Here is a 26,460-nt window from a genome sequence, read left to right on the forward strand (position 1 = left end):
CCGATTGCGTATCATTCCGGGCTTGACCGCTCAGGAATACCCCACATGCTGCCTTCCATCGAACAACGCCTCGCCCTCGAACTTGCCGCCAAACCGGTCCAGGTCGCCGCCGCCATCGCCCTGCTGGACGAAGGCGCCACCGTCCCCTTCATCGCCCGTTACCGCAAGGAGGCCACCGGCGGCCTCGACGACATTCAGCTGCGGCTGCTCGAAGAGCGGCTGCGCTACCTGCGCGAGCTGGAAGACCGCCGCGCCGCCATCGTCGCCTCCATCACCGAACAAAACAAGATGACGCCGGCCTTATTAGATGCTGTCATGCATGCGGAAGACAAGACCCGGCTGGAAGACTTATATCTTCCGTACAAGCAAAAACGCCGCACCAAAGCGCAAATCGCCATCGAAGCGGGCCTCGCGCCGCTGGCCGACAGCCTGCTGGCCAACCCCGAACTGACTCCCGAAACGGAAGCCACCCGCTACCTGCGCGAAGCGTTCACCACCGCCGACGGCAACAATCCAGGCGTCGCCGACACCAAGGCCGCGCTCGACGGCGCCCGTCAAATCCTGATGGAGCGCTTTGCCGAGGACGCCACGTTGCTGCAGTCGTTGCGCGAGTACGTACAAGAGCATGGCATTGTTGAATCGAAAGTTATTGAAGGAAAGCAAGACGAAGGCGAAAAGTTCGCAGATTACTTCGATTATTCGGAGACGATCGCCACCGTGCCGTCGCACCGCGCGCTGGCGCTGATGCGCGGACGCCGCGAAGGCATCCTCGACGTCACGCTGCGGCTCGACACCGAAGCCGAGAAACCGAAGTGGGACGCGCCGCACAATCCGTGCGAAGGCCGCATCGCCGCCCGCTTCGGCATCAAGAACCAGGGCCGCGCGGCCGACAAATGGCTGGCCGACACGGCACGCTGGACCTGGCGCGTGAAAAGCTTCATGCACCTGGAAACCGAATTGATGGGCGCGCTGCGCGAGCGGTCGGAACTGGACGCCATCAACGTCTTCGCCACCAACTTGAAAGCCTTGCTGCTGGCGGCCCCGGCCGGCCAGCGCGCCACCATGGGCCTGGACCCGGGCCTGCGCACGGGCGTCAAGGTGGCCGTGGTCGACGCCACCGGCAAGGTGGTCGACACCGCCGTCATCTATCCGCACCAGCCGAAGAACGACTGGGACGGCTCGCTGCACATCCTCGGCCGTCTGGCGGCCAAGCACAACGTGTCGCTGATCTCGATCGGCAACGGCACCGCCTCGCGTGAAACCGACAAGCTGGCGCAGGATCTGATCAAGCAGCATCCTGACCAGAAAATGACCAAGATCGTCGTCTCGGAGGCGGGCGCGTCGGTGTACTCGGCGTCGGAATTCGCCTCGCGCGAGCTGCCCGACATGGACGTGTCGCTGCGCGGCGCCGTCTCGATCGCGCGCCGGTTGCAGGACCCGCTGGCCGAGCTGGTCAAGATCGACCCGAAATCGATCGGCGTCGGCCAGTACCAGCACGACGTCTCGCAGACCCAGCTGGCGCGCTCGCTCGACGCCGTGGTCGAGGATTGCGTCAACGCGGTCGGCGTGGACGTCAACACCGCGTCGGCGCCGCTGCTGGCGCGCGTGTCGGGACTGTCGACGTCGGTGGCGCAGGCCATCGTCTCGTACCGCGACGTGAAGGGCGCGTTCGCCTCGCGCGCGGCGCTCAAGTCGGTACCGCGGCTGGGCGACAAGACGTTCGAACAGGCGGCCGGCTTCCTGCGCGTGATGGGCGGCGAGAATCCGCTGGACGCCTCGGCGGTGCACCCGGAATCGTACCCGCTGGTGGAAAAGATCCTGGGCGACATCAAGAAGGACATCAAGGCCGTCATCGGCGAAACCGCGCTGATCAAGTCGCTCAGCCCGGCCAAGTATGCCGACGACAAGTTCGGCGTGCCAACCATCACCGATATCTTGAAAGAGCTGGAAAAGCCGGGCCGCGATCCGCGTCCGGAATTCACCACGGCCACATTCAAGGACGGCGTCGAGGAGATCCGCGACCTGCGTCCCGACATGATCCTCGAAGGCGTGGTCACCAACGTGGCCGCGTTCGGCGCCTTTGTCGACATCGGCGTGCACCAGGACGGCCTGGTGCATATTTCAGCGTTGTCGAACACCTTCGTCAAAGATCCGCACACGGTGGTCAAGGCCGGCCAAGTGGTCAAGGTCAAGGTGCTGGAAGTGGACGAAAAGCGCAAGCGCATTGCCCTGACGATGCGTCTGACCGACAGCGCGCCGCAAGCGGGCGCCCAGCCGCAGCAGCGCAGCGACCGCACCGACCGCAAGAGCATGGGCCAGCACCAGAAGCAGACCGCCCGCGCCGAGCCGATCGGCGGCAGCATGGCGGCAGCCTTCGCCAAACTGCGCGGCTAAAAGTCAAGCCAAACCCTCGGGGTCAAGTCTGTCAATCGGACATTTGCGCGCTTTTAGGAGCAAAAAAGTGTTGAACTTTGGAATTTGTCCGAATGACAGACTTGACCCCGGTTGCTGAGCTTGAATGCGGCTGGCGTGGTTTTTCGCCACCTTAGGTACGCTGGGGCCGCATTTCTTATAAAATGTCGGCATCTAACACCCATTCACACTGAGGCAGCTATGAGCGACGTACAAAACTGGATCAAAGAAACCGTGACCGCCACCCCGGTCGTGCTGTTTATGAAGGGCACCGCCCAGTTCCCGCAATGCGGCTTCTCCGGCCGCGCCATCCAGATCCTGAAAGCCTGCGGCGTCGAGAACATCGCCACCGTCAACGTGCTGGAAGATCCGGAAGTGCGTCAGGGCATCAAGGACTATTCGAACTGGCCAACCATTCCGCAGCTCTACGTTAAAGGCGAGTTCATCGGCGGTTCGGACATCATGAATGAAATGTTCGAGTCCGGCGAGCTGAAAGCCCTGCTGGATGCCTGATCGACCGCAGCGGATTATTATCGCCATCACGGGCGCCACCGGCGCCGTGTATGGCGTGCGTCTGCTGCAACATTTGCAACACACACCTCACGTCGAGACGCATCTGATCGTCTCCGACGCGGCCGTCCTCACCTTGCACCAGGAAACCGGCCTGCAGCGCAAGGAAGTCGAGTCCTACGCCCATGTGGTGCACAAGGTGCGCGACGTCGGCGCGTCGATCGCCAGCGGCTCGTTCCAGTCGGACGGTATGATCGTTGCGCCCTGCTCGATGAAGACGCTGGCGTCCGTGGCGCACGGCCTGTCGGACAACCTGATCGCGCGCGCGGCCGACGTGGTGCTCAAGGAGCGCCGCCGGCTGGTGTTGATGGTGAGGGAAACGCCGTTCAACCTGGCGCACTTGCGCAACATGACGGCGGTGACGGAGATGGGCGGCATTATCTACCCGCCGCTGCCTGGCTTTTATCATAATCCGCAAAGCATCGCGGAGATGGTGGACCACACCGTGGGCCGGGTCATCGACCTGTTCGGCATCGAGCACACGCTGGCCCCGCGCTGGAATGGTATGAACCAGCCAGCCCGCTGAACAACGATACGACCGACAACGATACGACCGGCCCCGCCTAGCGCTTGTTGCCTGTTATCGCAGTTTGTCGAACTGCGATCCGCTGGCTTTTTTCAGATCCCTGGCTTCCTCCACCATGCGGCGATGGGCGATGCGTTTGCGCATCACCTCGGCGTGCTGGGCGGCGGTCATCGGGGGGACGGTCATCAAATCTTTTAGCTGCGCGACATTGCTGTAGTTGCTTTTCATAGGACGGCTCAAAAGCTTGGCTCCGAAGTAAATGCTACGGTTCAGCGGCGCTGACTCCCCATTGTGCCTCAAATCCATGTCCAAACGATGACAATTCGCAAAGGGGACTCAAAATAAAAAGTCACCCCCGGCCCTGCCATTGCTCCGAACAAAAACCGGTGAAATCATGAAACTAGTTTCATATACAACATGCCGGAAAAGCTGCCACAAACGGTCTACATAACTCCGTGCTAGTACGTAAAATGGCTACTTTTGGTAGTTCACGCGTACCAGCATGCGAATAAATTCGCGCGCGATTTGCCGGTGATGCTCGTCCAGACGCTGTAAATCGGCAATTAATTTGACGTCTGCCGACTCGAAGCGGGACGCGCCATTGCCGTTCTCGCCGGCCGGGGCGCCCTCTTCGGCGCCGCCAAAGCGCAGCCACTCGGCGGGCACGCCCAACCACTGCGCGATCATGCGCAGCTTTTCCTGGGTCGGGATGGCCTCGCCCACCAGCCATTTGCGGGCCGCATGGACTGTGATCGGTCTGCCATCAAACCGAATATTAAATTCCCTGGCCAGCCGCGTAGGGCTGTCGGGCGAGTAGTGTGCGTTCTTTAAAGCCTGCTGCAAGCGCTGGCTAAAGCTTTCGCGTTCATTGGAAGAATTCATAGGTGCACTATTTCACGTTGCGTCATGAAAGTCAGTCTCTTGAAGAAGAGCGCTAAAGGTGACGTGATGGGATGTCGAAATTGGCATTCTATCCTCGGTAAGTGCAGATGCCGGCAGGCAAGCCCACCAAATTATGTTTGGTCGGAGGCTGCAAAAGAAACAACATCGTTCCCTTCCTTTCGAGAGAGGCGAAGTTGCAAATCTTATCACTACTTGTCCGGCGAAGACCAGACCACTTTGACGCGGAAGCGTATGATGCCGCCGGCCCAGCAACGGCGTCGCACGATACCCATCCGCCACAGAGCGCGCCAATCGCCGCCCACGGGACGCCGCGCGCGCTACAATATATGTTACGTTGACGTAAACGGAAATCGAACGACCTACCGCACTGAGCCCGATGCCTACCTATACTATTACCGAACTGGCCCGTGAATTCGACATCACGGCGCGCGCGATCCGCTTCTACGAGGACCAGGGCCTGCTGAGCCCGTCCCGCGAGGGCGCCGGCGGCCGCAGCCGCGTCTACACGCCGCGCGACCGCACCCGCCTGAAGCTGACCTTGCGCGGCAAGCGCCTCGGCCTGTCGCTGTCCGAAATCAAGAGCCTGGTCGACATGTACGAGACGCCGAAGGACACCAGCGCCCAGATGAACCGTTTCCTCGGCGTGCTGGCCCAGCACCGCCAGACCCTGGAACAGCAGCGCGAGGACATCGAAATGTCGCTGGCCGAGATCACCGCGCACGAAGACGAATGCAAGCGCCTGCTGGCGGCCCAGCAAGAGGCCAACCCCGCCTGACCCGCCCAACGCGTCGCTTTACGCGCTTTACGTTTACGTAAACGTCACTCCAAGGTATGATTGCCGTTCAAATCCAACCAGAAGAATGAGGATGACATGCTCCACCTCCCAGGCCTGACCTTTGACCACGGCGAAGACATCGCCGCCCTGCGCGAAGCCGTGCAACAGTTCGCCGCCGCCGAGATCGCCCCGCGCGCGGCCGAGATCGACCGCAGCGACCAGTTCCCGATGGACCTGTGGCGCAAGATGGGCGAGCTGGGCGTGCTCGGCATCACCGTCGGCGAGGAATACGGCGGCGCCAACATGGGCTACCTGGCCCACATCGTGGCGATGGAGGAAATCTCGCGCGCATCCGCCTCGGTCGGACTGTCGTACGGCGCCCACTCGAACCTGTGCGTCAACCAGATCAAGCGCAACGGCACCGACGAGCAAAAACAAAAATACCTGCCGAAGCTGATCTCGGGCGAATACGTCGGCGCGCTGGCGATGTCCGAACCCAACGCCGGTTCCGACGTCGTCAGCATGAAGCTGCGCGCCGATTTCAAGGGCGACCGCTGGGTGCTCAACGGCACCAAGATGTGGATCACCAACGGCCCCGACGCCGACGTGCTGGTGGTCTACGCCAAGAGCGACCTCGAGGCCGGCCCCAAGGGCATGACCGCCTTCCTGATCGAAAAAGGCTACAAGGGCTTTTCGGTGGCGCAAAAGCTCGACAAGCTGGGCATGCGCGGCTCGCACACGGGCGAACTGGTATTCGAGGATTGCGAAGTGCCGGTTGAGAACGTGCTCGGCGGCCTGGGCAAGGGCGTCAACGTGCTGATGTCGGGCCTGGACTTCGAGCGCACCGTGCTGTCGGGCGGTCCGCTGGGCATCATGCAGGCGTGCATGGACGCGGTCGTGCCCTACATCCACGACCGCAAACAGTTCGGCCAGGCGATCGGCGAATTCCAGCTGATGCAGGGTAAGATCGCCGATATGTACTCGACCATGATGGCGTGCAAGGCTTATGTGTACGCGGTCGGCCAGGCCTGCGACCGCGCCACCACGCCCGAAGCGGTGCGCCAGCTGCGCAAGGACGCGGCCGGCGCCATCCTGTACAGCGCGGAAAAGGCGACCTGGATGGCCGGCGAGGCGATCCAGGCCCTGGGCGGCAACGGTTACATCAACGAGTATCCGGTCGGGCGCTTGTGGCGCGACGCCAAGTTGTATGAAATCGGCGCCGGCACCAGCGAAATCCGCCGCATGCTGATCGGCCGCGAACTGTTCGCGGAAACCCGCTAGTCACCACGGCCGCGTTGGCGGGCCCGGCGGACCAGTTTTAGCCAACGCATCGCATCGGGGCGACCATGATCCAGGCTGCATTTCCAAAACTGCTGCGCTCGCAGATCGCGTTCGACATCGCGCGCACGATCCGCGACGGCTTCGACAAGCATTACCGCCTGTTCCGCCAGACCAGCCGCCAGGCCAAGGCGCACTTCGAGCGCGGCGCCTGGGCCGAGGCGCAACAGGCCGCGCGCGAGCGGATCGATTTCTACGACCGCCGCGTGCAGGAATGCGTGCACGCGCTGGAGGACGAATACAGCCAGGCCGACCTGACCGACGAGGTGTGGCGCGAGCTCAAGCTGCACTACATCGGCATGCTGTCCGGCCACAAGCAACCGGAGCTGGCGGAAACCTTTTTCAATTCGGTGTGCTGCAACATCCTGCACCGCAGCTACTTCCACAACGAATTCATCTTCGTGCGGCCGGTGGTGTCGACCGAATACATCGAGACCGAGGAGCCGGCGCCGACCTACCGCGTCTACTACCCGGGCACGGACGGGCTGCACGCGACGCTCAAGCGCATCGTGACCGACTTCGCGCTCGACGCGCCATTCGCCGACCTGACGCGCGACGTCGAACAGGTCGAGGCGCGGCTGCAAAAACTGCTCGGCGCCGGCACGGCCGAGCCGAACACCCAGATCCAGGTACTGTCGAGCCTGTTCTTCCGCAACAAGGGCGCCTACGTCGTCGGCAAGGGCATCAAGGGCAACAAGGAATACCCGTTTGTCGTGCCGATCCTGCACAACCGCGACGCCGAGCTGCTACTTGACACCGTGCTGTTCGACCAGGAACTGATCACGATCCTGTTTTCGTTCACGCGCGCGTACTTTCTGGTGGACATGGAAGTGCCGTCGGCCTATGTGCAATTCCTGCGCACCTTGCTGCCGCGCAAGCCGCGCAGCGAGATCTACACCATCCTCGGCCTGCAAAAGCAGGGCAAGACGCTTTTCTACCGTGACTACCTGCAGCACCTGAAACATTCGTCCGACCAGTTCGGCATCGCGCCCGGCATCAAGGGATTGGTGATGCTGGTATTCGCGCTGCCGTCGTTCCCCTACGTGTTCAAGGTTATCAAGGATTTTTATCCACCGCCCAAGGACACCACGCGCGCGCTGATCAAGGAAAAATACCTGCTGGTCAAGCACCACGACCGCGTCGGCCGCATGGCCGATACGCTGGAGTATTCCAACGTCGCCTTCCCGCGCCACCGCTTCACCGACGAGCTTGTGGCCGAGTTGAAACAGTTCGCGCCGTCCTTATATGAAGAGGAGGATGGCAAGATCATCATCAAGCACCTGTACATCGAGCGCCGCATGGTGCCGCTGAACATGTGGCTGGCCAACGCCGACAAGGACGGCAACGACGACCAGCTCGAACATGGCATCCTCGAGTACGGCAACGCGATCAAGGAGCTGGTGGCCGCCAACATTTTCCCGGGCGACATGCTGTATAAAAACTTCGGCGTGACCCGGCATCAGCGCATTGTGTTTTACGATTACGACGAGATCGAATACATCACCGACTGCAATTTCCGCGACATCCCGGAAGCGCGCAACGAGGAAGACGAGATGGCGTCCGAGCCGTGGTATCCGATCGGCAAGCATGACGTCTTCCCGGAACAGTTCGGCCGCTTCCTGCTGGGCAACGCCAAGATCCGCAAGTATTTCATGAAACATCACGCCGACCTGCTGACGCGCAACTACTGGCAGGCGCGCAAGCAGCGCATCCTCGACGGCGTCGTCGAGGACGTTTATCCGTATCCGCAACACATACGGTTCTTCCACGAGAACCAGTCCAATATTCCGGCGGTATCGATCCCGGTGCCGCCACCCTTTATGGAGACGCTAGAAAATGAATAACCCTATTGCGCATGATCCCATCGTCATCGTCGGCGCCGCCCGCACCCCCATGGGCGCCTTCCAGGGCGACTTTTCCGGCAAGGCCGCGCACGATCTGGGCGCGGTGGCGATTGCCGCCGCGGTCGAACGCGCCGGCATCGACGGCAAGCTCGTCGAGCACGTCTATTTCGGCAACTGCCTGATGGCCGGCCAGGGCCAGGCGCCCGCGCGCCAGGCCCTGCTCAAGGCCGGCTTGCCGGCGTCGACCGGCGCCGTCACCTTGTCCAAGATGTGCGGCTCGGCGATGCAGGCCGCCATTTTCGCCCACGACCAACTGGTCGCCGGCAGCGCCGACGTCGTGGTGGCCGGCGGCATGGAGTCGATGACCAACGCGCCGTATCTGATTCCGAAGGCGCGCGGCGGCTACCGCATCGGCCACGGCATGATGTTCGACCACATGATGTACGACGGCCTCGAGGACGCCTACTCGCGCAACGAGAAAACCGGCGAAGGCCGGTCGATGGGCACGTTCGCCGAGGAATGCTCGGCCAAGTACGAATTCACCCGCGAGGCACAGGACAACTTCGCCATCGAATCGGTCAAGCGCGCGCAGGCAGCCACCAACGAGGGCTGGTTCAAATGGGAAATCGCACCGGTGACCGTCACCAGCCGCGCCGGCGACACCGTCATCGACAAGGATGAAGGCCCGCTCAAGGCCAAGATCGAAAAAATCCCGAGCCTGCGCGCCGCATTCAAGAAGGACGGCACCATCACGGCCGCGTCGTCGTCGTCGATCAACGACGGCGCCGCCGCGCTGGTGATGATGCGCGAATCGACCGCCAGGCAATTGGGGGCGACCGTCATCGCCAAAATCCACGGCCACGCCACATTCGCGCAGGAACCGAACCTGTTCACCACGGCCCCGATCGGCGCGGTGGAAAAACTTTACAAGAAAATCGGCTGGGCCAGCAGGGACGTCGACCTGTTCGAGATCAACGAAGCGTTTGCCGCCGTGCCGATGGCCGCGATGCGCGACCTCGACATCCCGCACAGCAAGATCAACGTGCACGGCGGCGCCTGCGCGCTGGGCCACCCGATCGGCGCCTCGGGCGCGCGCATCCTGGTCACGCTGATCGGCGCGCTCAAGCGCACCGGCGGCAAGAAGGGCGTGGCGGCGCTGTGCATCGGCGGCGGCGAGGCCACCGCCATGGCGATCGAACTGGTGGAGGCATAAGATGGCGACCGCACTGATCATCGGCGCCTCGCGCGGCATCGGGCACGAGCTCGTTAAACAATACCTGGCCGACGGCTGGCGCGTGATCGCCACCGCCCGCAAGGCCGAGGACTGCGCCGCCCTCGGCGCGCTGGGTGCCGAGCCGCACCAGCTCGACGTCACCGATGTCGAGGCGTGCGCCGGCATCGGCTGGAAGCTCGACGGCGAGGAACTCAACGTCGCCGTACTGAACGCCGGCGTGTACGGCCCGCGCCACGACGGCTTTCCGTTGCAGACCGATTTCGATGCCGTCATGCACACCAACGTGCTGGCCGCGATGCGGCTGCTGCCGATCATCGCGCCGATGGTGGGCGCGGCGCGCGGCAAGCTGGCGGTGCTGTCGTCGAAGATGGGATCGCTGAGCGAGCGCAGCGGCGCCGGCGGCTCGCTGTACCGCGCCAGCAAGGCGGCGCTGAATTCGGTGCTGATCGACACGGCGCTGCTGTTCGGCAAGCAGGGCGCCACCTGCGTGGCCTTCCATCCGGGCTGGGTGCGCACCGAGATGGGCGGCGAGGGCGCCGACATCTCGGTGGAGGAAAGCGCGGGCGGCATCCGTGCCACGCTGGCCGCGTTGCCGGCATCCGAGCGCGCCGTCTACCGCAACTACGACGGCAGCGAGATCGGCTGGTAAAACCGGCGGGGGCCCGGCGTCCCCGCCTGGTGGCGCCGCAAAAACCATAATATAAGAGACGACATGATACTGACCGAAGAACACGAAATGATACGCGACGCCCTGCGCACCTTCGCCCGCGAGCGTCTGGCGCCGCAGGCCGCCCGCTGGGACAAGGAGCACCATTTCCCGAAAGAGGAATTGAAGGAACTGGCCGCGCTGGGCGCCTTCGGCGTGGCCGTGCCAGAGGCACTGGGCGGCGCCGGCATGGATTACGTCTCGCTGGCGCTGGTGCTCGAAGAGATCGCGGCCGGCGACGGCGGCACCTCGACCATCATCTCGGTCAACAACTGCCCGGTGTGCAGCATCGCCATGATGTACGCCAACGACCGGCAAAAGGAGCAATGGCTGCGGCCGCTGGCGCAGGGCGACATGCTGGGCGCGTTCTGCCTGACCGAACCGCACACCGGCAGCGACGCCGCCGCATTGCGCACCACCGCCACCCGTGACGGCAACGACTACGTCATCAACGGCGTCAAGCAGTTCATCACCAGCGGCAAATACGCCGATGTCGCCATCGTGCTGGCCGTCACCGACAAGGCCGCCGGCAAGAAGGGCATCAGCGCGTTCTGGGTGCCGACCTCGACGCCGGGCTACACCGTGGCCGGCCTGGAGCAGAAGATGGGCCAGCACTCGTCGGACACGGCGCAGATTTTGTTTGAAAACTGCCGGATCCCGGCCGAGAACCTGATCGGTGAGGAAGGCCAGGGCTACAAGATCGCGCTGTCGGGGCTGGAGGGCGGCCGCATCGGCATCGCCTCGCAGGCGGTCGGCATGGCGCGCGCCGCGTACGAAGCGGCGCTGGTGTACGCGCGCGACCGCGAAAGCTTCGGCAAGCCGATCTTCGAGCACCAGGCGGTGCAGTTCCGGCTGGCCGACATGGCCACGCAAATCGAAGCGGCGCGCCAACTGATCCGCCACGCCGCCGCAATGAAGGACGCCGGGCTGCCATGCCTGAAGGAAGCGGCGATGGCCAAACTATTCGCCTCCGAGATGGCGGAAAAGGTCTGCTCGGACGCGATCCAGGTACACGGCGGCTACGGCTACGTCACCGACTTCCCGGTCGAGCGCATCTACCGCGACGTGCGCGTCTGCCAGATCTACGAAGGCACCAGCGACATCCAGAAGCTGCTGATCGCCCGCGCACTCTAAACTCCGGGGTCAAGTCTGTCATTCGGACACAAGCTCGAGCATTTAGCAGCAGAGCCCGTGTCCGAATGACAGACTTGACCCCGAATTTACCGAATTTACGAAAACGCGGACGAAAAAAAAGCCCGTATCTCAACGGGCTTCGTTCCAATGTATTACCAATGCTTTAATCGTGCCGTCGTCCAGTGCTATCTGCAAAGTGACTTCAGCGTTTCTCGGACGCCCATGCTATCTGCGTGGTGCCTCCAACGTGTAAAACGACCAATGTATTCGAAACTACAACTCCAGGTAGCGCCACCTGTGATCCGTTCTTACACATATCGGATTACGGCGCTTGCCTCAGACGTGGGACTGAACGCTTGGAAACCAAGAGAACCTCAACCACGAACGTAGTGTAACACAGTTGTTTGTGCGACGCACAAATTATTTCATCTCTGTTGATTCCGTGGTCAGCGGCGTGGGATTGCGGCGCGGCTTGTGGCGGCATGCCCGTTCGAACTCGGAAATCACCTGGGCGCCGAACAGCAGCAAGGTGGCGCCGATTTCCAGGCTGAACATGACGATGATGGCGGTCGTCATCGAGCCGTACACCACGTTCACCTGCGACAGCGTCGAGAAATACCAGACCAGGATGTGGCGCGCCAGTTCCCACAGCAGCGCGGCCGTGACGCCGCCGATCAGCGCGTGCGACAACGATAGCCGGCCGACCGGCATCACCAGATAGATGGCCGTCAGCACCAGCACTTCGCCGCCCAGGCCCAGCATGTACAGCAGCGCGCCGGACACGCCCTCGAGCGACCAGTCGTAGCCGAACAGGCGCACGCTTTCCTCGCCCATCACTTGCAGGCTGCCGGCCACCAACGTGACCAGCAGCATGCCCACGCCCAGCGACAGGATGAAGCAGTAGGGCATGATCGCGGAAATCAGAAACCGCCGGCGCTTGATGTCGACCCGGTGCTTGAAGATCACCGACATGGCGTTTTCCAGCACCGTGAAGGCCAGCGAGCTGAAAAAGATCATGCTGACCAGCAGCACGCCGCCGACGACGTCGCGGTGTTCGAGGAAATGCCCGACTTCTTCGACAATCGGTTTGGATTGCCCCGGCACCAGATAGTTCAGATAGCGGCCCACGGTGTCGAGCAGCACATCCTGGTCGATGACGTGCGACAGCGCGACCACCACCAGCATCAGCAGCGGGACGATCGACAGCAGCGAGTAATACGCGACCGCGCCCGCCAGCAGCAGGCCCTGGTTGGCGCGGAAGCCCTTGAGGCATTGCAGCAGGAAGTCCATGGGGTGCATGAGCACGTAGGCCAGGCCCCGGCGATTGAGAAATTTCATATATGCATTGTACGCGGCCGCTCAGCGCGGGGTATGTGCGTCGACGTCCAGATAGCGCCAGTTGGTCAATTCCACCGGGTGGCGTGTGTAATTTTTGAGCCACGGCTGCTGCAGATCGGCGGCGATCGGATGCGTCAGCAGCACCCATGGGGTGTACGCGTGAATGATTTGCGCCATTTCATCATACAATCGGGTGCGCGCGGGCGCGTCTCCCATTGTGCGGGTTTGCTCGTAGCGCTGGTTGTAGGCGGGCAAGTTAAAGCGGGCGTAATTCGGCCCCGCCTTGTTCGGGCCGTACAGCAACTGATAAAAATTGTCGCCATCGGGGAAGTCGGCCACCCAGTTGGTCTCAAACATCATCACGTTGCCCAGGCGCGAGGCTTTGATGATCTCGGTCTTCTTGTCGCTTTTGAAGGTGACGTTGAGGCCGATCGCGTTGAGGTTCTTGCGCCATAGCTCGTCGCGCAGCCGGCCGACCATCGACGGCTCGGTGTGCATGACCAGGGTCAGCGGCTTGCCGTCGGGCAGGGTGCGGAAGCCGCCCGGCCCTTTTTTATAGCCGTAGCGGTCCAGCAGCGCGTTGGCCAGCGCCGGATCGTAGCCGACCGGGCTGCGGTAGGCGGGGTCGTAACCGAGCACGTTCGGCGGCAGCGGCGACTCGGCCCGCAGCGCCAGCCCCTTTTTCATCTGGGCGATGTCCTCGGCGCTGTTGTAGCTGAGCGCGATGGCGCGGCGCAGCGCCAGCTTGTCCTTGCCGTAGCCGCCGATCAGCGGGTCTTCCATGTTCATCCACATGTAATAGGTTTGCAGCACGGGGAAGGGCGACAGCACCAGCCCCTTGCGCGCCAGTTCCGGCTTCAGGGTCGGCGTGGCGTCGTCGGTCAGCACCATTTCCTTCATCGATTCGGGCAGTTGCTCGAGGAAATCGAATTCGCCGTTCAGGAAACCCAGCACGCGCGACTGGTATTCCTCCATGATCTTGATGTCGACCCGGTCCACCAGCGGCAGGCGCCGGCCCTGGAACAGCATGGGCCGGAAGTCGCGGTTGGCCAGCAGCGAGATCTGGTCGCTGCGCTTCCATGTGCCGATCCTGAACGGGCCGGTGCCGACCGGATGGTTGCCGACCTGCACGCCGTACGCTTCGACCACTTCGCGCGCGACCACGCCGGTGGCCGGAATCGCCAGGTAGAACAGGAAGTTGGGATCGGCCGCGTTGAGCCGGATGCGCAACGTGAACCGGTCCGGCGCCTGCAGGCCGGGGATTTCGCGGTCGTAGCTGAAACCGGTCTTGAGCGCGGCGTCGCCGGCGATTTTCCCTTCCAGCAGGAAGCTCCACGGCGACTTGAGCGCGGGATCGTACAGCCGCTTGAGGCTGTAGACGTAGTCCTGCGCGGTGACCTGCCGCCGCGCGCCCTTGAACGCCGGGTCGGCGGTGAAATAGACGTCCTGGCGCAGGTGGAAGGTGTAGCTCAGGCCGTTGTCCCCGACGGTCGGCATGGCCGTCAAGGTGTTGGGCTGCAATGTGACCGGGCGGGCCAGGTAATCGTAGCGCAGCAGCGGGTCGAACAGGTTTTCCAGCAGGCTCAGGCTGGCGATGTCGGAGGCGACCGCCGGATCGAGGCCGGTCTCGCCGGTGCTGAGGAAGGCGCGCAGGACTTTGGGAGCGGGCGTGTTCGCGGCGGCCTGCGCGGCGGCGTCGCCGGCGCCGGCCCCCAACCCGAGTCCGACCACCAGCGCCAGCATCAGCGCCGGCACAGCGGCTGCATAACTTTTCAGCATGGCATTCATTTCACATCGCATACGTAAAGCGGCAGCTTATAACTTTTTCAGCGTGCCGACCCGCTATACTTTGCCTGTCGCCCACTGTTTCAAGAAAATCCGCACATATGTCGCTCAATTACATCTGGTCTGGCTTCTTCCTTGTCGGGTTCGCCGCCGCGCTGGCGCAGTACCTGTTCATGGGCGACACGGAAATTTTCAAGCGCATCATCGACGGCACCTTCGACTCGGCCAAGAGCGGCGTGATGGACATCGCGCTGCCGCTGGCCGGGGTGATGACCCTGTGGCTGGGCATCATGAACATCGGCGAAAAGGCCGGCGCCGTCAACCTGCTGGCGCGGATCATTGCGCCGTTTTTCTCGCGCATTTTCCCCGGCGTGCCGAAGGAGCATCCGGCCACCGGCCACATGCTGATGAACTTTTCGGCCAACCTGCTGGGCCTGGACAACGCGGCCACGCCGTTCGGCCTGAAGGCGATGGAAAGCCTGCAAACGCTCAACCCCAGCAAGGACGAGCCGACCGACGCCCAGATCATGTTCCTGGTGCTGCACACGTCCGGCCTGACCCTGATCCCGGTGGCGATCATGGCGCAGCGCTCGATCCTCGGCGCGGCCGACCCGTCCGACATTTTCATTCCGTGCATGATCGCCACCTACGTCGCCACCGTCACCGGCCTGATCGCGGTGGCGATCCGCCAGCGCATCAACCTGTTCGACCGTGTGGTGCTGAGCTGGCTCGGTTGCAGCACCGCCGCCATTGCCGCGCTGATCTGGTATTTCACGCAGGTGCTCACGCGCCCCGAGATCGAGCTGTTCTCCAAGGTCTTCAGCAACCTGGTCCTGATGGGCGTCATCGGCGGCTTCATCATCGGCGCGCTATGGAAGAAGGTCAACGTCTACGAAGCCTTCATCGAGGGCGCCAAGGGCGGCATCCAGACCTCGCTGACCGTCATCCCGTATCTGGTGGGCATGCTGGTGGCCATCAGCGTGATCCGCAACGCCGGGCTGTTCGGCTTTGTCGTCGACGGCTTCAGCAGGCTGTTCGGCGCGCTGGGCTTCAATACCGACTTCGTGCCGGCGCTGCCGACCGCGCTGATGAAGCCGCTCAGCGGCAGCGGCTCCAAGGCGATGATGATCGACGCCATGCAGACCTATGGCGTCGATTCGTTCGTCGGCCGGCTCGCGTGCGTGTTCCAGGGCTCGGCCGACACCACCTTCTACATCGTGGCGCTGTACTTCGGCTCGGTCGGCATCCGCAAGACGCGCTACGCGATCTCGTGCGGGCTGATCGCCGACTTCGCCGGCGTCATCGCGGCCATCGCGGTGGCTTACATCTTCTTCCATTGACAGATTGAATACATTGAACAGGATCGCCATGCTGCGTCGTCTTATTCTTGCCAGCCTTCTTGCCACCGGCGCGGTCCAAGCCGCCGAGCTGCCGGAGCCGGTCGCGCGGCTGATGCAGTCGGCGCAGATCCCGCCGGAAGCGGCCGGCATCGTCGTGCTGCGCGGCGACACCACGCTGATCTCGCACAACGCCGGGCAAAGCATGCAGCCGGCGTCCACGATGAAGCTGTTCACCACCCTGGCGGCGCTCGAGCAACTGGGGCCGGTGTTTCGCGGCCGCACCGAATTGCTCTCCAGCGCGCCGGTCGTCAACGGCGTGCTGCAGGGCGACCTGATCCTACGCGGCGGCGCCGACGCCGACTTCAACGAGGACGTGCTGGGACATATGCTGCGCGCGCTGCGCAACCAGGGCATCAAAAGCATCAAGGGCGACATCGTGCTGGACCGGCAGCTGTTCCAGCCGTCGCGGCCCGACCTCGGCCAGCCGCAGTTCGACGAATATCCATGGGCGTACTACAACGTGGTGCCGGACGCGCTGCTGGTCAACACCAACTTGCTGAAGGTGGAGATGCGCTCGGTCGGCGGCAAGTTGTCGCTGGCGATGATGCCGGACATGGACCAGGTCAGTGTGCGCTCGGAAATGGCCGCCAGCGACGCGCCCTGTCCGGCGTGGGAAAACGGCTGGCGCAACCCCGACTTCAAGCGCAGCGGCGACAAGATCGAAGTCGTGCTGCACGGCAGCTTCCCCCGGGATTGCGTCAAATCGATCAGCATCAACGTGCTCGACCCGCACGACTATCTGGCGCGCCTGGTGCGCAGCACCTGGCAAAAGCTGGGCGGCAGCTTGAAGGGTACGGTGCGCGAAGCCAGCGCGCCGACGCCGCTGCCCGCGCCGGAACCGGCCGCGACCTCATCCAATGCATCCAACGCCGACACCGACGCCACGGCCGCCGCGTCCGCGCCCGTCGCGCCGCCGGCGGCCGTACCGGCGCCGGCCACCACGCCGGTGCTGCGCCTGCTGGCCGAGCACGTCGCCCGGCCGCTGCCGGAAGTGCTGCGCGACACCAACAAGAACTCCGACAACACCCTGGCGCGCACGATTTTCCTCAGCCTGGGCAGCCTGGAGGCCGATCCGGTCCTCGGCAGCCGGCCGCTGCCGCCGGACGCCGGCCAGCCCACCACGGCCGGCCGCGCCGAGGCGGCGATCCGCGCCTGGCTGCAACAACACGCCATCGACGCCAACGGCCTGGTGCTCGACAACGGTTCCGGCCTGTCGCGCACCGAACGCGCCACGCCGGCGCAGCTGGCCGGCGTGCTGCGGGCCGGCCTGAACAGCCTGTGGATGCCTGAATTTCTGTCCAGCCTGCCGATCGCGGCCACCGACGGCACCATGCGCCGGCGCCTCAAGGACAGCCCGGCGGCGATGCGCGCGCGCATCAAGACGGGCAGCCTCAAGGGCGTAATCGCCATTGCCGGCTACGTGCAGGACGTCAACAACCAGCCTGTGATCGTGGTCGCCATGCTCAACGACGAGCACGTCGCCAACGGCGCCGGCCGCGCCGTGCTCGACGCGCTGATCGACTGGGTGGCACGCTCCGGCGTGCCTGCCGGCACGGTCGTGCCGAACGTCCCCAACCTGCCCTACGCGCCGAGCGCGCCTTCGGCCACCAGGTAATCGATCATCGCCCGCACCTTCAGCGCCAGGTGCGGGCCGGGCGTGTAGACCGCGTGCACGGTGCCGGCATACGGCTCGTCGAACGTCCAGTCCGCCAATATCCGCACCGCCCGGCCCTGCGCCAGCGCGGCGCGCGCGGTGAAGTCCGGCACCAGGCCGACGCCGCCGCCGGCCTCCACCACCGCCATCAGCGCCGCGCTGTTATTGATCGTCAAGCGCGACGGCACGCGGATGCTGACGATGTCCGGCGCGCCGCTTCCCTCGCGGCGCATGGTCCAGGCGGCGCCGAAACGCGCATAGCCCAGATAATTACAGCGATGCGCGGGCAACTCCTGCGGCGTGGCAGGCGTCCCGTGCGCGGACAGATACTGTGGCGACGCCACCAGCACATAGCGCATCGGCCCCAGCGGCCGAGCAGCCAGTCCCGGTGCCAGATCGGCCGAAATGCGGATCGCCAGGTCGATGCCCTCCTCGATCAGATCGACATTGCGGTCCACCAGCGACAGGCGGACATCGACTTCCGGGTAGCGCTCCAGAAACGCCGGCAGCAGCGGCGCCAGCCACAGCTGCCCCAGCACCACCGGCGCGCTGATGCGCACCACGCCGTTGGGCCGCGCGCTGTAGCTGCCGGCCAGCGCATGGATCTCGCGCGCCGTGTTCACCATGCGAACGCAGGCGGTATGCACCTGCTCGCCCAGCTCGGTCAGCGACACCGAACGCGTGGTCCGTTGCAACAAGCGTCCGCCGATATAGGTTTCCAGCCGCGACACGTGGCGGCTGACGGCCGACGTGGTCAAGCCCATATGCCGCGCGGCAGCCGAAAAGCCGCCGCTATCAACCACTTGGGCGAAGACCGCCATTTCCTTCAGCATTTCCATTAATCACCTCACCGTTGCATCTGCATCAATAATGCTTTGCATTCTAAGCCGATTGTGTATTTTTTGGATGCTGGCATACTTGAATCCAAGTTATCGACAAGGAGTTCATCATGAAACAACGCAATTTGGGCAAGCAAGGGTTGACGGTCTCGGCGCAGGGCCTAGGCTGCATGGGCATGAGCAACACGTATGGCCCGGCCGACCAGACGGAGGCGGTCGCCACCTTGCACCGGGCGATTGACCTGGGCGTCAATTTCTTCGACACCGCCGAGCAATACGGTCCGTACGACAATGAAGAGTTGTTGGGCCGCGCCTTCGCCGGGCGTCGCGCCGAAGTCATCCTCGCGACTAAATTCGGCTTCGACATCCGCGACGGCAAGACCGTCGGCGTGACCAGCGACCCGGCCGGCATCCGCGCCAAGGTCGAAGGCTCGCTGCGGCGGCTGAACACCGACTACATCGATTTGCTGTACCAACACCGCATCGATCCGCTGGTGCCGGTGGAGGACGTGGTCGGCGTGATGGCCGATCTGGTTCGCGAAGGCAAGGTGCGCTATCTCGGGCTGTCGGAGGCGGGCGTGGCCAACATCCGCCGCGCCCACGCGGTCCATCCGATCAGCGCGGTCCAGAGCGAATATTCGCTGTGGGAGCGCAACCTGGAGGCGGACGTGATCCCGGCGCTGCGCGAGCTCGGCATCGGGCTGGTGGCGTTCAGCCCGCTGGGGCGCGGTTTCCTGGCCGGCAGCGCCAAGCGCGCGGAGGAATATCCGGCGAGCGATTTCCGCCAGTTGGACCCGCGTCTGCAAGGCGAGAATTTCGACCGCAACATGCAGGCGGCGGCCATCGTGCGCGAGCTGGCCGAGGCGCGCGGCGTCACGCCGGGGCAAATCGCGCTGGCCTGGGCGATGCACAAAGGCGACGACATCGTGACGATCCCGGGCACTCGCCGCCGCACTTATCTGGAGCAGAACGTGGCCGCCGCCGATATCGCGCTGAGCGCCGGCGACATGGACATCCTCGACCACGCGCTAAAGCAGGTCGCGGGACCGCGCTATAGCAAGGAGCGGATGGCGATGGTGGACCGCTAAGCGGAATTATCGGCAACTAAACAGTCGGTACAAATAGTAGGTTTTAGTAAAACCTCAAAAACCGCCTACCATCCTCCGGGCGGCGCAAAATGACTACAGCACACGCGTGTAGTCGCGCCGCACCTGCAAGCGATCGCCGCAATCGAAATGCCACCATTCGCTGTTGATTCCGACGAAGCCAGCCTGGAACATCGCGCCCCGCAGCCAGCGGCGGTTTTCGATGTGCTGCGCGCTCAACTCGCCGCGCGCGAGCAACAATGCCTCCTTGGCCGGATGCGAGCGCTCGCTGAGATCGTCAAACCCCGTTCCCATGTCCAACTCGCGGCCTTGCGCGTCCAGCAGCGTGACGTCCAGCGCCATGCCGAACGAGTGGATCGAGCCGCGCACCGGCTCGGCGATATAGCCCAGCAGATCGGTACCCTGCAACGCCTGCCAGAGTTGCTCCTGCACCCGTTGCGGGCGCAGGGCGTCCAGCACCAAAAACTTGTAATCCGGACGGCGTTCAGCGAGCCAGACGACAGCGCGTTCCAGTGCGGCGGCAGCATCTTTATGTAGAAATGCGCAGTCGAGCGGCGAGTAAAGATCCCTGCCGACAAAGTTGTCCGGCGTGGCGTAGCGCAGATCGACGGCGAGGCCCCGGATGGTGTCGAGGCGACGGAAATCGGGGTGGCCGGCAATCGTTTCGCAGTAGATGGGAGACGTCATCGCCGGCACCCTTGGCTTATTGCGACTCGACCGGTTCGGTGGCGGGCACCACCGGCTTAGGTTCAACCACAGGCTGCGGTGGAGCCGTCGGCGGGGTGAGCGCCGGTGCCGGAGCCGTCGGCACCAATACCGGGGCGGTCGGCATCGGTGGGGTTGGCGCCTGCGGCGCGCTGCTGATCGCGGCGCCTGCCGCACCCGCCGGTAGCGGACTGGTCAACACATCCAGAATCGCAGCAGTCTCCGCATCCGGCGTGCCGTCAAACAACGACTGCCGGTACTTCGACTGGAACACCGAGAGCACATTGCGCGTCGCCTGGTCGAATTGGCCGGTCTGTGGCACCGCATATCCATGCTGCGCCAGCTTGAGCTGGAACCACAGCACATCCGGCAACTGCTGCTGATACCCCGGCAGCCGCCCGGCCACGCGGCTCGCATCCGGCCACGGGATCAAACCGGCGTCGGCCAACTGCTTCCACGGGAACAGCGGCCCCGGGTCCTGCTTGCGCTGCGGCGCGATGTCGTTGTGGCCGAGAATATTTTCCGGCTTGATGCCATGGCGTTTGACGATATCCTTGAGCAGCAAAATCAGCTGGTCGATCTGCGCCTGCTTGAACGGATACCACACCCGTCCCTGCGGCGTGTCGGTGAAGCCGCGATTGACGATCTCGATGCCGATCGACGCCGAATTGAGCTGGTTGTAGATCTTCCAGCTGCTGATGCCGGCGTGGTTCGACTGCCGCGACTCGTCGACCAGCGCGTAGAAGAACGGCTGCTCGGTGTCGGTCAACAGGTAGTGCGCGCTAACGTCCTGCTCCGTCAAGATCTTGATCGAACGCGGCAGGTCCGACACCGTGTAGTGAACAATGATGTACTTGACCCGGTCGCTCTGCCCGCGCGCGCTCAGGCTGCGGTCGATGCGCGGCTCGCTCGGCGGCACGGTGGCGCAACCGGCCAGCAACGCCATCATGGTGGACAAAACGGTCAGCGGTACGATCTTCATGGGCAATCTCGGCAACGAATCAATTTAGTGAGTTTAGAGCAATACAGGCCGCCGCGTGGTGCGCTTGTGTTGCCCGTTGTGTCAGCGATACCGCTTCCGGCAACGCCGCACGCATCGTTTCCGCGATCAGCGGGTGCAAACCGGCGGCGCGGCCGGCCAGCGCGACGGGACGCGGGCCGTGGCGGCGCACCAGCGCCAGCACGATGCGCGCCAGTTCGCGGCCGGCCTGCTCGAGGATGCCGCGGGCGACCGGATCGGCCTCCGCGCTGGCGGCGACGGCCAGCGCCAGCCGTCCGATGGCGCCCCGCTCCTGCCCGTAAATGAACTGGCGCGACACGGCCCAGTCGCTGCCGCCGACGTGGTCGAACACGGCGCGCGCCATGGCCGAGCGCTGCCACGCGCCGGGCTCTTCGTCCTCCACGCGCCAGATGTGGCGCATCGCCTCGCGCGCGATCCAGAAGCCGCCGCCGCCGTCGTCCAGGGTCACGCCGCGTCCACCGGCGCGGTGGAACTGGCCGTCGGCGTCGATCCAGGCCGCGATCGAGCCGGTGCCGGCGTACACCAGATACCCGTCACCGGGCGCGAAGGCGTCCAGGTAGGCGATTTCGATATCGTTGCGCACGGTCACGGCGGCCGGGGAGACGCCCAGCAGCTCGGCCAGCCATTGCGCCGGCAGGACGGCGGCGCCGTCGAAACCGGTCAGGCCGGCGCACACGGCCACGGGCCGGCCGGCGCTCAGCGCCTGCGCTTGCACCTGCGCCGCCAAGGTGGCGAAGACGGCGCGCACGGCGTCGCGGCCAGCGTCATCGCTCATCTGCGTGGCCGACATGCCGCCGACCGCACCCTCGGCGACGATGCCCCCGGCCGTATCGGCCAGCGCCCAGCGGGTTTGCGTGCCGCCCGCGTCGATGCCGAGGCCAAGCAGTGGGTCGGGGGCGCCCGCGGTCACCATCAGCTCCGCTTATAGACGCTGATGCGCGGGCTTTCGTTGCCCAGCCGGTCGACGGCGCTGACCACCACCATCTCGGCCGCCTGCCCGGCCGCGTCGTCCGCCAGCAGCAGCACCGCGCGCGATGCCGGCGCTACGGCGAAACGCCACTCGGCACCGTAACGGCTCCAGATCGCGTAATGCGTCACCGGCTTGCCGCCGCCGGGCGCCAGGCGCAAGCCCACGCCCTGCGATTCGCGCTTGGCGGTGGCGCTCGGCGCGGCCGGAAGCTCGGCGCCCAGCCACGGCGTGGCCGGCGCCAGCGCCGGTGCCTGATAGGTGCGCGCCTTGAGCTGGTCGGTGATGCCCTTGCGGTTTTCCATCAGCGCGGCGATCGAGAAGTGCAGGTGGCCGCGCGCGCCGGCGCGGCTGCGCGTGACGCCGATCTGCTTGACGATTTCCTCCGGGGTGAACGTCTTGGCGCTGTTGTCGATGCGGCTGGTGTACAGCCCCGGCCAGATGTGGCGCGCGCGCGTGTTCTGCGCCAGCCAGTAGTCGAGCAGCACGTCGAACGCCTGCGGCGCCTGCGCCACCGGCCAGTACAGCTGCGGCGCCAGATAGTCGAGCCAGCCGTTGTTGAGCCACAGCTCGGCATCCGCGTACAGCTTGTCGTACTGGCTGAGGCCGACGATGCCGGTCGGGCGCCGGTCCGGCCGGCCGATGCCGAACGGACTGATGCCAAAGCGCACCCAGCTCTTTTCCTTGTGGATGCCGATGTACAAGGCCTGGATCAGCGAATTGACGTTCTGGCGCCGCCAGTGCGGACGGTCCAGCGTGCCGCCGCCGAGCAGATAACGCTGCCACGACGGCTGGTCCGGAAACTCGAGTTCCTGCTTGCCGCCCAGGCCGCCGTCCAGCGCCACGCCCTCGGGGCCGGCCGCGTTGGGCGTGTCGATCGGATACGGATAGAAATAATCGTCGATGTGCACGCCGTCAATGTCGTAGCGGCGCACCACGTCGAGGATGACGTCGAGCGTGCGCTGCGACGCGGCCGACTCGCCCGGGTCCATCCACAAATAGCGGCCGTAGGTCTTGACCGCCTCCGGATTGGTGTTGGCGATGTGGTTGCGCGCCAGCGGCGACTTGGCCGTCGCGTGACGGGCGCGGTAGGGGTTGAACCAGGCGTGCAACTCGATCCCGCGCGCGTGCGCCTGCTCGATCCAGAACTGCAGCGGATCGTAGCCGCCCTTGGGCGCGCGGCCCTGCTGGCCGGTCAGGAATTCCGACCACGGCTCGAGCTCGGACGGATAGATCGCGTCGGCGCTCGGACGCACCTGCAGCACGACGGCGTTCAGGTTCAGCGCCTTGCAGCGCTCCAGGATGGCGATCGCCTCGGCCTGCTGCTTCTCGGAACTCAGATTGCTGCGGCTGGGCCAGTCGATGTTGGCCACCGTCGACACCCAGGCGGCGCGGAACTCGCGCGGCGCAGGCGGCGGCTGGTTCGGATCGAACGGCGCCGGCGGCGGCGCCATGGCCCCGGGCTGGCGCGGCGGCGTGGGTGAGGGCGGCGGCAGCGAGGTGCCGGCATCGGCGCCGGGCGCCGCCGGCGTGCTCGAACAGCCTTCCAGCAGCGCGGCCACGACGCCGGCCACGCCGGCGGTCAGGGTCAGCCGTTTCTTTGCATTAAAAACCAAAACCATTCCCCAATACAGTTGAGCTCAGTATTGTAAAGCCGGGCACGCTTATGCCCTGTTTCTTATTGCTTGCCGAATTCAATGGGGATGCTGACCCGGGCGGTCATGAAAAACGCCGGCAACGTTGAAATACATGCCCAAATGAAAAACTTCTGATAGCCCAGATGGTCCTGTATCCAACCGCTGACCATTCCCGGCAGCATCATGCCCAGCGCCATGAAGCCGGTGCAGATCGCGTAATGGGCGGTTTTGTGCTCGCCGTCGGCCACCAGTATCATGTACAGCATGAAGGCGGCAAAACCGAAGCCGTAGCCGAACTGTTCCACCGCCAGGCAGGCCGAAATCAGCACGGTATCGGTCGGCAACGCCGTTGCCAGGTAGACGAACACCAGGTCCGGCACGTGCATGATGACCACCATCGGCCACAGCGCGCGCTTCAGGCCGAAGCGGGAGATGACCACGCCGCCGGCCAAGCCGCCCAGCACCAGCGCGCACACGCCGATGGTGCCGTAGACCAGGCCGAACTGCGACGTGCTCAAGCCCAGCCCGCCCTGCTCGCGCGGGTCGAGCAGGAACGGCGCCGCCATTTTCAGCAATTGCGCCTCGCCCAGCCGGTATAGCAGCAGGAAGCCGAGGATCGCGCCGATGCCGGGTTTCTGGAAAAAGCTGCGGAAGGTGTCGAGGAAATCGGCCCACAACGCGCCGCCGCCAGCGTGCGCGCGGTCCGAATCCGGGCGCGGCAGCACAAAGTGGTGATAAACGCACAGCAGCAAGAACAGCGCCGACATCACGCCGAACACCACCGACCAGGCCCAGGCCGGATCGCCGCTGGACTTAATGAGCTGACCGGCCAGGTAGACGATGCCACCCTGGCCGGCGATCATCGCCAGCTTGTAGAACGCGCTGCGCACGCCGACAAAGGCGGCCTGCTGGCCCTGGGTCGGCAGGCCCAGCATGTAGTAACCGTCGGAAGCGATATCGTGGGTGGCCGAGCTGAACGCCATCAGCCACAGCACCGCCAAGCTCATCGCGAAGAACTGCGGCAGGTGCAAGGTCAGCGCCACGCACGCGAGCGCGGCGCCCGTCAACAGTTGCAGCAACACGATCCAGCGCCGCTTGGTGCCCACCAGCTCGACCAGGGGCGACCACAGCGGCTTGATCACCCACGGCAGGTACAGCCAGGCGGTATAAAACGCCAGATCGGTGTTGGAGATGCCGAGATTCTTGTACATCACCGTCGACAGCATCATCACCGCCACATAGGGCACGGCCTGGCTGAATGAAATGCTGGGCACCCAGGTCCAGGGATTGCGTTGTTGCGCTGACTTCATACTTCCTCTCGCGGGCGGCCGCTGCTGTTATGCTCACGGCAGTTACCATACGCACACAACGAACAGAACGCAACCGAACGCCGCCAAATCATGTACCTGCTGACCTTTTTGCTGATCCTGCTGTCCTACCCGCTGATGTTCCTGATGGTGACCATCCCGCTGTTCGGTATCCTGAACATGGTTCTGGGCTACCGCGCCTACCGGGGCACGGTGGCCAAAGGTCCGCTGCTGGGCGTTGGCGGCAGACTGTGGGCGGCGCGGGCGCTACTGGCGGCGGCGGCCTCGTTCGCGTTCCAGTGCTACATCGTCGCCACCGGCTACAAGGCCTGATCCCCCCACGGAAACCCGGCTGCCGCCCGCGTCACAATATCGCCGCCCGCCCGCGCAGCCGGCTGGCGTCGGTGGCGGGCGCCTCGCCGTACAGCCGGCCATACTCGCGGCTGAACTGCGACGCGCTGTCATAGCCGACCTTGAACGCGGCCTGCGCCGCGTCCATGCCCTCGGCCACCATTAGCCGCCGCGCCTCCTGCAGGCGCAGGCGGGCCCGGTACTGGATCGGGCTCAAATGCGTGATCGACTTGAAATGCGCGTGCAGCGACGACGGACTCATGCCGGCCTGCTCGGCCAGCATGTCGATCGTGATCGGCTCGCGGTAATGGTCCCTGATCCAGCCGATCGCGCGCGACACCTGGTTCAGGCTGCGGTCGCCGGTGGCGATGTGGCGCATCACCGCGCGCGCCGGGCCGCTGGCCAGCCGGTAGATGATTTCCTGCTCGATCAGCGGCGCCAGCACCTCGATGTCGGCCGGCGTGTCGAGCAAGGCCACCAGGCGGGTGAAAGCGTCCACCAGCTGCGGCGTCGTGTCGTGCACGGCCAAGCCGCTCAACGCGCCGGACGTGCCGTCGTGGCGGACGGCGGCGTCGATCTTCAGCGCCAATTTGGTCAATTCGGGGCGGTTGAACCGGTAATACACGCACAGGTACGGCCGCTCCACCGTCGCCTCGGTCACTGCGCCGACAACCGGCACGTCCACCGCCGCGATCAGATAGCGGTTGCTGTCGTAATTCAATATCTGCTCGCCGGCCAGCACCTGCTTGCGCCCCTGCGCCAGCACGCAGATCGACGGTTCGTACACGGCCGGCATCGGCGTGGTCGGCGTCGACGAGCGGACCAGGGTCACGCCCGGCAGCGCGCATTCGTGCATGCCGTCGCCGGGCGCGTGGCGCAGCATCAAGGAGGTCAGTGGTTCAAGCATG

Annotated in this window: 23 protein-coding genes and 1 pseudogene; 13 read left to right on the top strand and 11 right to left on the bottom strand. The window is 64.6% G+C overall.

What is annotated here, in order from left to right:
* Nucleotides 1-45 precede the first annotated feature (45 nt).
* The 3 genes from ACZ0BA_RS22270 (at nucleotide 46) to ACZ0BA_RS22280 (ending at nucleotide 3,508) form a co-directional block, all read left to right on the top strand.
* The gene (locus ACZ0BA_RS22270; RefSeq protein ID WP_463453345.1) at nucleotides 46-2,394 is read left to right on the top strand and encodes a Tex family protein; all 2,349 of its coding nucleotides are present in this window, start codon (nucleotides 46-48) and stop codon (nucleotides 2,392-2,394) included.
* A gap of 219 nt (nucleotides 2,395-2,613) precedes the next feature.
* On the top strand, nucleotides 2,614-2,925 hold the full coding sequence (grxD, locus tag ACZ0BA_RS22275; RefSeq protein WP_463453346.1) for a Grx4 family monothiol glutaredoxin: 312 nt from the start codon (nucleotides 2,614-2,616) through the stop codon (nucleotides 2,923-2,925).
* Nucleotides 2,918-3,508 (top strand): UbiX family flavin prenyltransferase, encoded by a 591-nt coding sequence (locus ACZ0BA_RS22280; protein ID WP_463453347.1) that lies wholly within the window; start codon nucleotides 2,918-2,920, stop codon nucleotides 3,506-3,508. Before grxD ends, ACZ0BA_RS22280 begins: the two co-directional genes overlap by 8 nt.
* A gap of 54 nt (nucleotides 3,509-3,562) precedes the next feature.
* On the opposite strand, the gene ACZ0BA_RS22285 is transcribed toward ACZ0BA_RS22280, so the two are convergent.
* Both ACZ0BA_RS22285 and ACZ0BA_RS22290 read right to left on the bottom strand, forming a co-directional pair.
* Nucleotides 3,563-3,736 (bottom strand): hypothetical protein, encoded by a 174-nt coding sequence (locus ACZ0BA_RS22285; protein WP_463453348.1) that lies wholly within the window; start codon nucleotides 3,734-3,736, stop codon nucleotides 3,563-3,565.
* Nucleotides 3,737-3,982: 246 nt separating this feature from the next.
* Entirely contained in the window at nucleotides 3,983-4,390 is a 408-nt protein-coding gene (locus ACZ0BA_RS22290; RefSeq protein ID WP_463453349.1) for a hypothetical protein, read from the bottom strand.
* Nucleotides 4,391-4,787: 397 nt separating this feature from the next.
* On the opposite strand from ACZ0BA_RS22290, the gene ACZ0BA_RS22295 reads away from it, so the two are divergent.
* The 6 genes from ACZ0BA_RS22295 to ACZ0BA_RS22320 all read left to right on the top strand — a co-directional run bounded on the left by ACZ0BA_RS22295 (nucleotide 4,788) and on the right by ACZ0BA_RS22320 (nucleotide 11,442).
* A complete protein-coding gene (locus ACZ0BA_RS22295) occupies nucleotides 4,788-5,186 on the top strand; it encodes a MerR family transcriptional regulator (RefSeq protein WP_463453350.1) in 399 nt (132 codons plus the stop codon).
* 96 nt (nucleotides 5,187-5,282) lie between these two features.
* Nucleotides 5,283-6,467 carry an isovaleryl-CoA dehydrogenase gene (locus tag ACZ0BA_RS22300; RefSeq protein ID WP_463453351.1) on the top strand — a complete coding sequence of 395 codons (1,185 nt, stop codon included), beginning with the start codon at nucleotides 5,283-5,285 and terminating at the stop codon, nucleotides 6,465-6,467.
* Nucleotides 6,468-6,532: 65 nt separating this feature from the next.
* The gene (gene aceK / locus ACZ0BA_RS22305) at nucleotides 6,533-8,368 is read left to right on the top strand and encodes a bifunctional isocitrate dehydrogenase kinase/phosphatase (protein WP_463453352.1); all 1,836 of its coding nucleotides are present in this window, start codon (nucleotides 6,533-6,535) and stop codon (nucleotides 8,366-8,368) included.
* A complete protein-coding gene (locus tag ACZ0BA_RS22310) occupies nucleotides 8,361-9,581 on the top strand; it encodes an acetyl-CoA C-acyltransferase (RefSeq protein ID WP_463453353.1) in 1,221 nt (406 codons plus the stop codon). The genes aceK and ACZ0BA_RS22310 overlap by 8 nt, the downstream gene beginning before the upstream one ends.
* Nucleotide 9,582: 1 nt before the next feature.
* Nucleotides 9,583-10,251: an SDR family oxidoreductase gene (locus ACZ0BA_RS22315; protein WP_463453354.1), complete on the top strand. Its 669-nt coding sequence runs from the start codon at nucleotides 9,583-9,585 to the stop codon at nucleotides 10,249-10,251.
* A gap of 63 nt (nucleotides 10,252-10,314) precedes the next feature.
* The gene (locus ACZ0BA_RS22320) at nucleotides 10,315-11,442 is read left to right on the top strand and encodes an acyl-CoA dehydrogenase family protein (protein ID WP_463453355.1); all 1,128 of its coding nucleotides are present in this window, start codon (nucleotides 10,315-10,317) and stop codon (nucleotides 11,440-11,442) included.
* Nucleotides 11,443-11,862: 420 nt separating this feature from the next.
* Here the strand turns inward: ACZ0BA_RS22320 and ACZ0BA_RS22325 are convergent, their stop codons facing one another.
* Both ACZ0BA_RS22325 and ACZ0BA_RS22330 read right to left on the bottom strand, forming a co-directional pair.
* Complete coding sequence (locus tag ACZ0BA_RS22325; RefSeq protein ID WP_463453356.1) at nucleotides 11,863-12,780, bottom strand: YihY/virulence factor BrkB family protein; 918 nt, start codon at nucleotides 12,778-12,780, stop codon at nucleotides 11,863-11,865.
* A gap of 21 nt (nucleotides 12,781-12,801) precedes the next feature.
* Nucleotides 12,802-14,559, bottom strand: coding sequence for an ABC transporter substrate-binding protein (locus ACZ0BA_RS22330; protein ID WP_463453357.1), 1,758 nt, complete (start codon nucleotides 14,557-14,559; stop codon nucleotides 12,802-12,804).
* Between the two features lie 107 nt (nucleotides 14,560-14,666).
* On the opposite strand from ACZ0BA_RS22330, the gene ACZ0BA_RS22335 reads away from it, so the two are divergent.
* Nucleotides 14,667-15,905 carry a nucleoside recognition domain-containing protein gene (locus ACZ0BA_RS22335; RefSeq protein ID WP_463453358.1) on the top strand — a complete coding sequence of 413 codons (1,239 nt, stop codon included), beginning with the start codon at nucleotides 14,667-14,669 and terminating at the stop codon, nucleotides 15,903-15,905.
* Nucleotides 15,906-15,933: 28 nt separating this feature from the next.
* Nucleotides 15,934-17,580 carry a D-alanyl-D-alanine carboxypeptidase/D-alanyl-D-alanine-endopeptidase gene (locus ACZ0BA_RS22340; protein ID WP_463453359.1) on the top strand — a complete coding sequence of 549 codons (1,647 nt, stop codon included), beginning with the start codon at nucleotides 15,934-15,936 and terminating at the stop codon, nucleotides 17,578-17,580.
* Here ACZ0BA_RS22340 and ACZ0BA_RS22345 read toward each other — a convergent pair.
* Nucleotides 17,547-18,458, bottom strand: coding sequence for a LysR family transcriptional regulator (locus tag ACZ0BA_RS22345; RefSeq protein WP_463453360.1), 912 nt, complete (start codon nucleotides 18,456-18,458; stop codon nucleotides 17,547-17,549). The genes ACZ0BA_RS22340 and ACZ0BA_RS22345 overlap by 34 nt on opposite strands.
* Nucleotides 18,459-18,568: 110 nt before the next feature.
* Here ACZ0BA_RS22345 and ACZ0BA_RS22350 point away from each other — a divergent pair, with 110 nt between their 5' ends.
* Nucleotides 18,569-19,546 (top strand): aldo/keto reductase, encoded by a 978-nt coding sequence (locus ACZ0BA_RS22350; protein WP_463453361.1) that lies wholly within the window; start codon nucleotides 18,569-18,571, stop codon nucleotides 19,544-19,546.
* 93 nt (nucleotides 19,547-19,639) lie between these two features.
* Here ACZ0BA_RS22350 and ACZ0BA_RS22355 read toward each other — a convergent pair whose 3' ends face one another.
* The 5 genes and pseudogenes from ACZ0BA_RS22355 to ACZ0BA_RS22375 form a co-directional block, all read right to left on the bottom strand.
* Nucleotides 19,640-20,251, bottom strand: a complete 612-nt coding sequence (locus ACZ0BA_RS22355; RefSeq protein ID WP_463453362.1) for a M15 family metallopeptidase — start codon at nucleotides 20,249-20,251, stop codon at nucleotides 19,640-19,642.
* Between the two features lie 223 nt (nucleotides 20,252-20,474).
* Nucleotides 20,475-21,251 (bottom strand): annotated as a pseudogene (locus tag ACZ0BA_RS22360) (N-acetylmuramoyl-L-alanine amidase); the annotation flags it as partial.
* A gap of 19 nt (nucleotides 21,252-21,270) precedes the next feature.
* Nucleotides 21,271-22,203 carry an N-acetylglucosamine kinase gene (locus tag ACZ0BA_RS22365; protein ID WP_463453363.1) on the bottom strand — a complete coding sequence of 311 codons (933 nt, stop codon included), beginning with the start codon at nucleotides 22,201-22,203 and terminating at the stop codon, nucleotides 21,271-21,273.
* The gene (locus tag ACZ0BA_RS22370) at nucleotides 22,203-23,879 is read right to left on the bottom strand and encodes a glycoside hydrolase family 10 protein (RefSeq protein WP_463453364.1); all 1,677 of its coding nucleotides are present in this window, start codon (nucleotides 23,877-23,879) and stop codon (nucleotides 22,203-22,205) included. Before ACZ0BA_RS22370 ends, ACZ0BA_RS22365 begins: the two co-directional genes overlap by 1 nt.
* Before the next feature lie 56 nt (nucleotides 23,880-23,935).
* Nucleotides 23,936-25,204, bottom strand: coding sequence for an MFS transporter (locus ACZ0BA_RS22375; protein WP_463453365.1), 1,269 nt, complete (start codon nucleotides 25,202-25,204; stop codon nucleotides 23,936-23,938).
* A gap of 90 nt (nucleotides 25,205-25,294) precedes the next feature.
* Between ACZ0BA_RS22375 and ACZ0BA_RS22380 the strand changes: the two genes are divergently transcribed.
* Nucleotides 25,295-25,534, top strand: a complete 240-nt coding sequence (locus tag ACZ0BA_RS22380) for a hypothetical protein (protein WP_463453366.1) — start codon at nucleotides 25,295-25,297, stop codon at nucleotides 25,532-25,534.
* 31 nt (nucleotides 25,535-25,565) lie between these two features.
* Here the strand turns inward: ACZ0BA_RS22380 and ACZ0BA_RS22385 are convergent, their stop codons facing one another.
* Nucleotides 25,566-26,459, bottom strand: a complete 894-nt coding sequence (locus ACZ0BA_RS22385) for an AraC family transcriptional regulator (protein ID WP_463453367.1) — start codon at nucleotides 26,457-26,459, stop codon at nucleotides 25,566-25,568.
* Nucleotide 26,460: the final 1 nt, after the last annotated feature.

It is taken from the genome of Duganella sp. AC917, from assembly GCF_979258245.1.

What these genes read in the sequence shown, in the direction of transcription:
- ACZ0BA_RS22280 (WP_463453347.1), top strand. Translation starts at nt 2,918, where the DNA reads ATGCCTGATCGACCGCAGCGGATTATTATCGCCATCACGGGCGCCACC.
- ACZ0BA_RS22325 (WP_463453356.1), bottom strand. Translation starts at nt 12,780, where the DNA reads ATGAAATTTCTCAATCGCCGGGGCCTGGCCTACGTGCTCATGCACCCC.
- ACZ0BA_RS22340 (WP_463453359.1), top strand. Translation starts at nt 15,934, where the DNA reads ATGCTGCGTCGTCTTATTCTTGCCAGCCTTCTTGCCACCGGCGCGGTC.
- ACZ0BA_RS22330 (WP_463453357.1), bottom strand. Translation starts at nt 14,559, where the DNA reads ATGCTGAAAAGTTATGCAGCCGCTGTGCCGGCGCTGATGCTGGCGCTG.
- grxD (WP_463453346.1), top strand. Translation starts at nt 2,614, where the DNA reads ATGAGCGACGTACAAAACTGGATCAAAGAAACCGTGACCGCCACCCCG.
- ACZ0BA_RS22365 (WP_463453363.1), bottom strand. Translation starts at nt 22,203, where the DNA reads ATGGTGACCGCGGGCGCCCCCGACCCACTGCTTGGCCTCGGCATCGAC.
- ACZ0BA_RS22300 (WP_463453351.1), top strand. Translation starts at nt 5,283, where the DNA reads ATGCTCCACCTCCCAGGCCTGACCTTTGACCACGGCGAAGACATCGCC.
- ACZ0BA_RS22375 (WP_463453365.1), bottom strand. Translation starts at nt 25,204, where the DNA reads ATGAAGTCAGCGCAACAACGCAATCCCTGGACCTGGGTGCCCAGCATT.
- ACZ0BA_RS22380 (WP_463453366.1), top strand. Translation starts at nt 25,295, where the DNA reads ATGTACCTGCTGACCTTTTTGCTGATCCTGCTGTCCTACCCGCTGATG.
- ACZ0BA_RS22355 (WP_463453362.1), bottom strand. Translation starts at nt 20,251, where the DNA reads ATGACGTCTCCCATCTACTGCGAAACGATTGCCGGCCACCCCGATTTC.
- ACZ0BA_RS22385 (WP_463453367.1), bottom strand. Translation starts at nt 26,459, where the DNA reads ATGCTTGAACCACTGACCTCCTTGATGCTGCGCCACGCGCCCGGCGAC.
- ACZ0BA_RS22345 (WP_463453360.1), bottom strand. Translation starts at nt 18,458, where the DNA reads ATGGAAATGCTGAAGGAAATGGCGGTCTTCGCCCAAGTGGTTGATAGC.
- ACZ0BA_RS22285 (WP_463453348.1), bottom strand. Translation starts at nt 3,736, where the DNA reads ATGAAAAGCAACTACAGCAATGTCGCGCAGCTAAAAGATTTGATGACC.
- ACZ0BA_RS22315 (WP_463453354.1), top strand. Translation starts at nt 9,583, where the DNA reads ATGGCGACCGCACTGATCATCGGCGCCTCGCGCGGCATCGGGCACGAG.
- aceK (WP_463453352.1), top strand. Translation starts at nt 6,533, where the DNA reads ATGATCCAGGCTGCATTTCCAAAACTGCTGCGCTCGCAGATCGCGTTC.
- ACZ0BA_RS22295 (WP_463453350.1), top strand. Translation starts at nt 4,788, where the DNA reads ATGCCTACCTATACTATTACCGAACTGGCCCGTGAATTCGACATCACG.
- ACZ0BA_RS22335 (WP_463453358.1), top strand. Translation starts at nt 14,667, where the DNA reads ATGTCGCTCAATTACATCTGGTCTGGCTTCTTCCTTGTCGGGTTCGCC.
- ACZ0BA_RS22290 (WP_463453349.1), bottom strand. Translation starts at nt 4,390, where the DNA reads ATGAATTCTTCCAATGAACGCGAAAGCTTTAGCCAGCGCTTGCAGCAG.
- ACZ0BA_RS22320 (WP_463453355.1), top strand. Translation starts at nt 10,315, where the DNA reads ATGATACTGACCGAAGAACACGAAATGATACGCGACGCCCTGCGCACC.
- ACZ0BA_RS22350 (WP_463453361.1), top strand. Translation starts at nt 18,569, where the DNA reads ATGAAACAACGCAATTTGGGCAAGCAAGGGTTGACGGTCTCGGCGCAG.
- ACZ0BA_RS22310 (WP_463453353.1), top strand. Translation starts at nt 8,361, where the DNA reads ATGAATAACCCTATTGCGCATGATCCCATCGTCATCGTCGGCGCCGCC.
- ACZ0BA_RS22270 (WP_463453345.1), top strand. Translation starts at nt 46, where the DNA reads ATGCTGCCTTCCATCGAACAACGCCTCGCCCTCGAACTTGCCGCCAAA.
- ACZ0BA_RS22370 (WP_463453364.1), bottom strand. Translation starts at nt 23,879, where the DNA reads ATGGTTTTGGTTTTTAATGCAAAGAAACGGCTGACCCTGACCGCCGGC.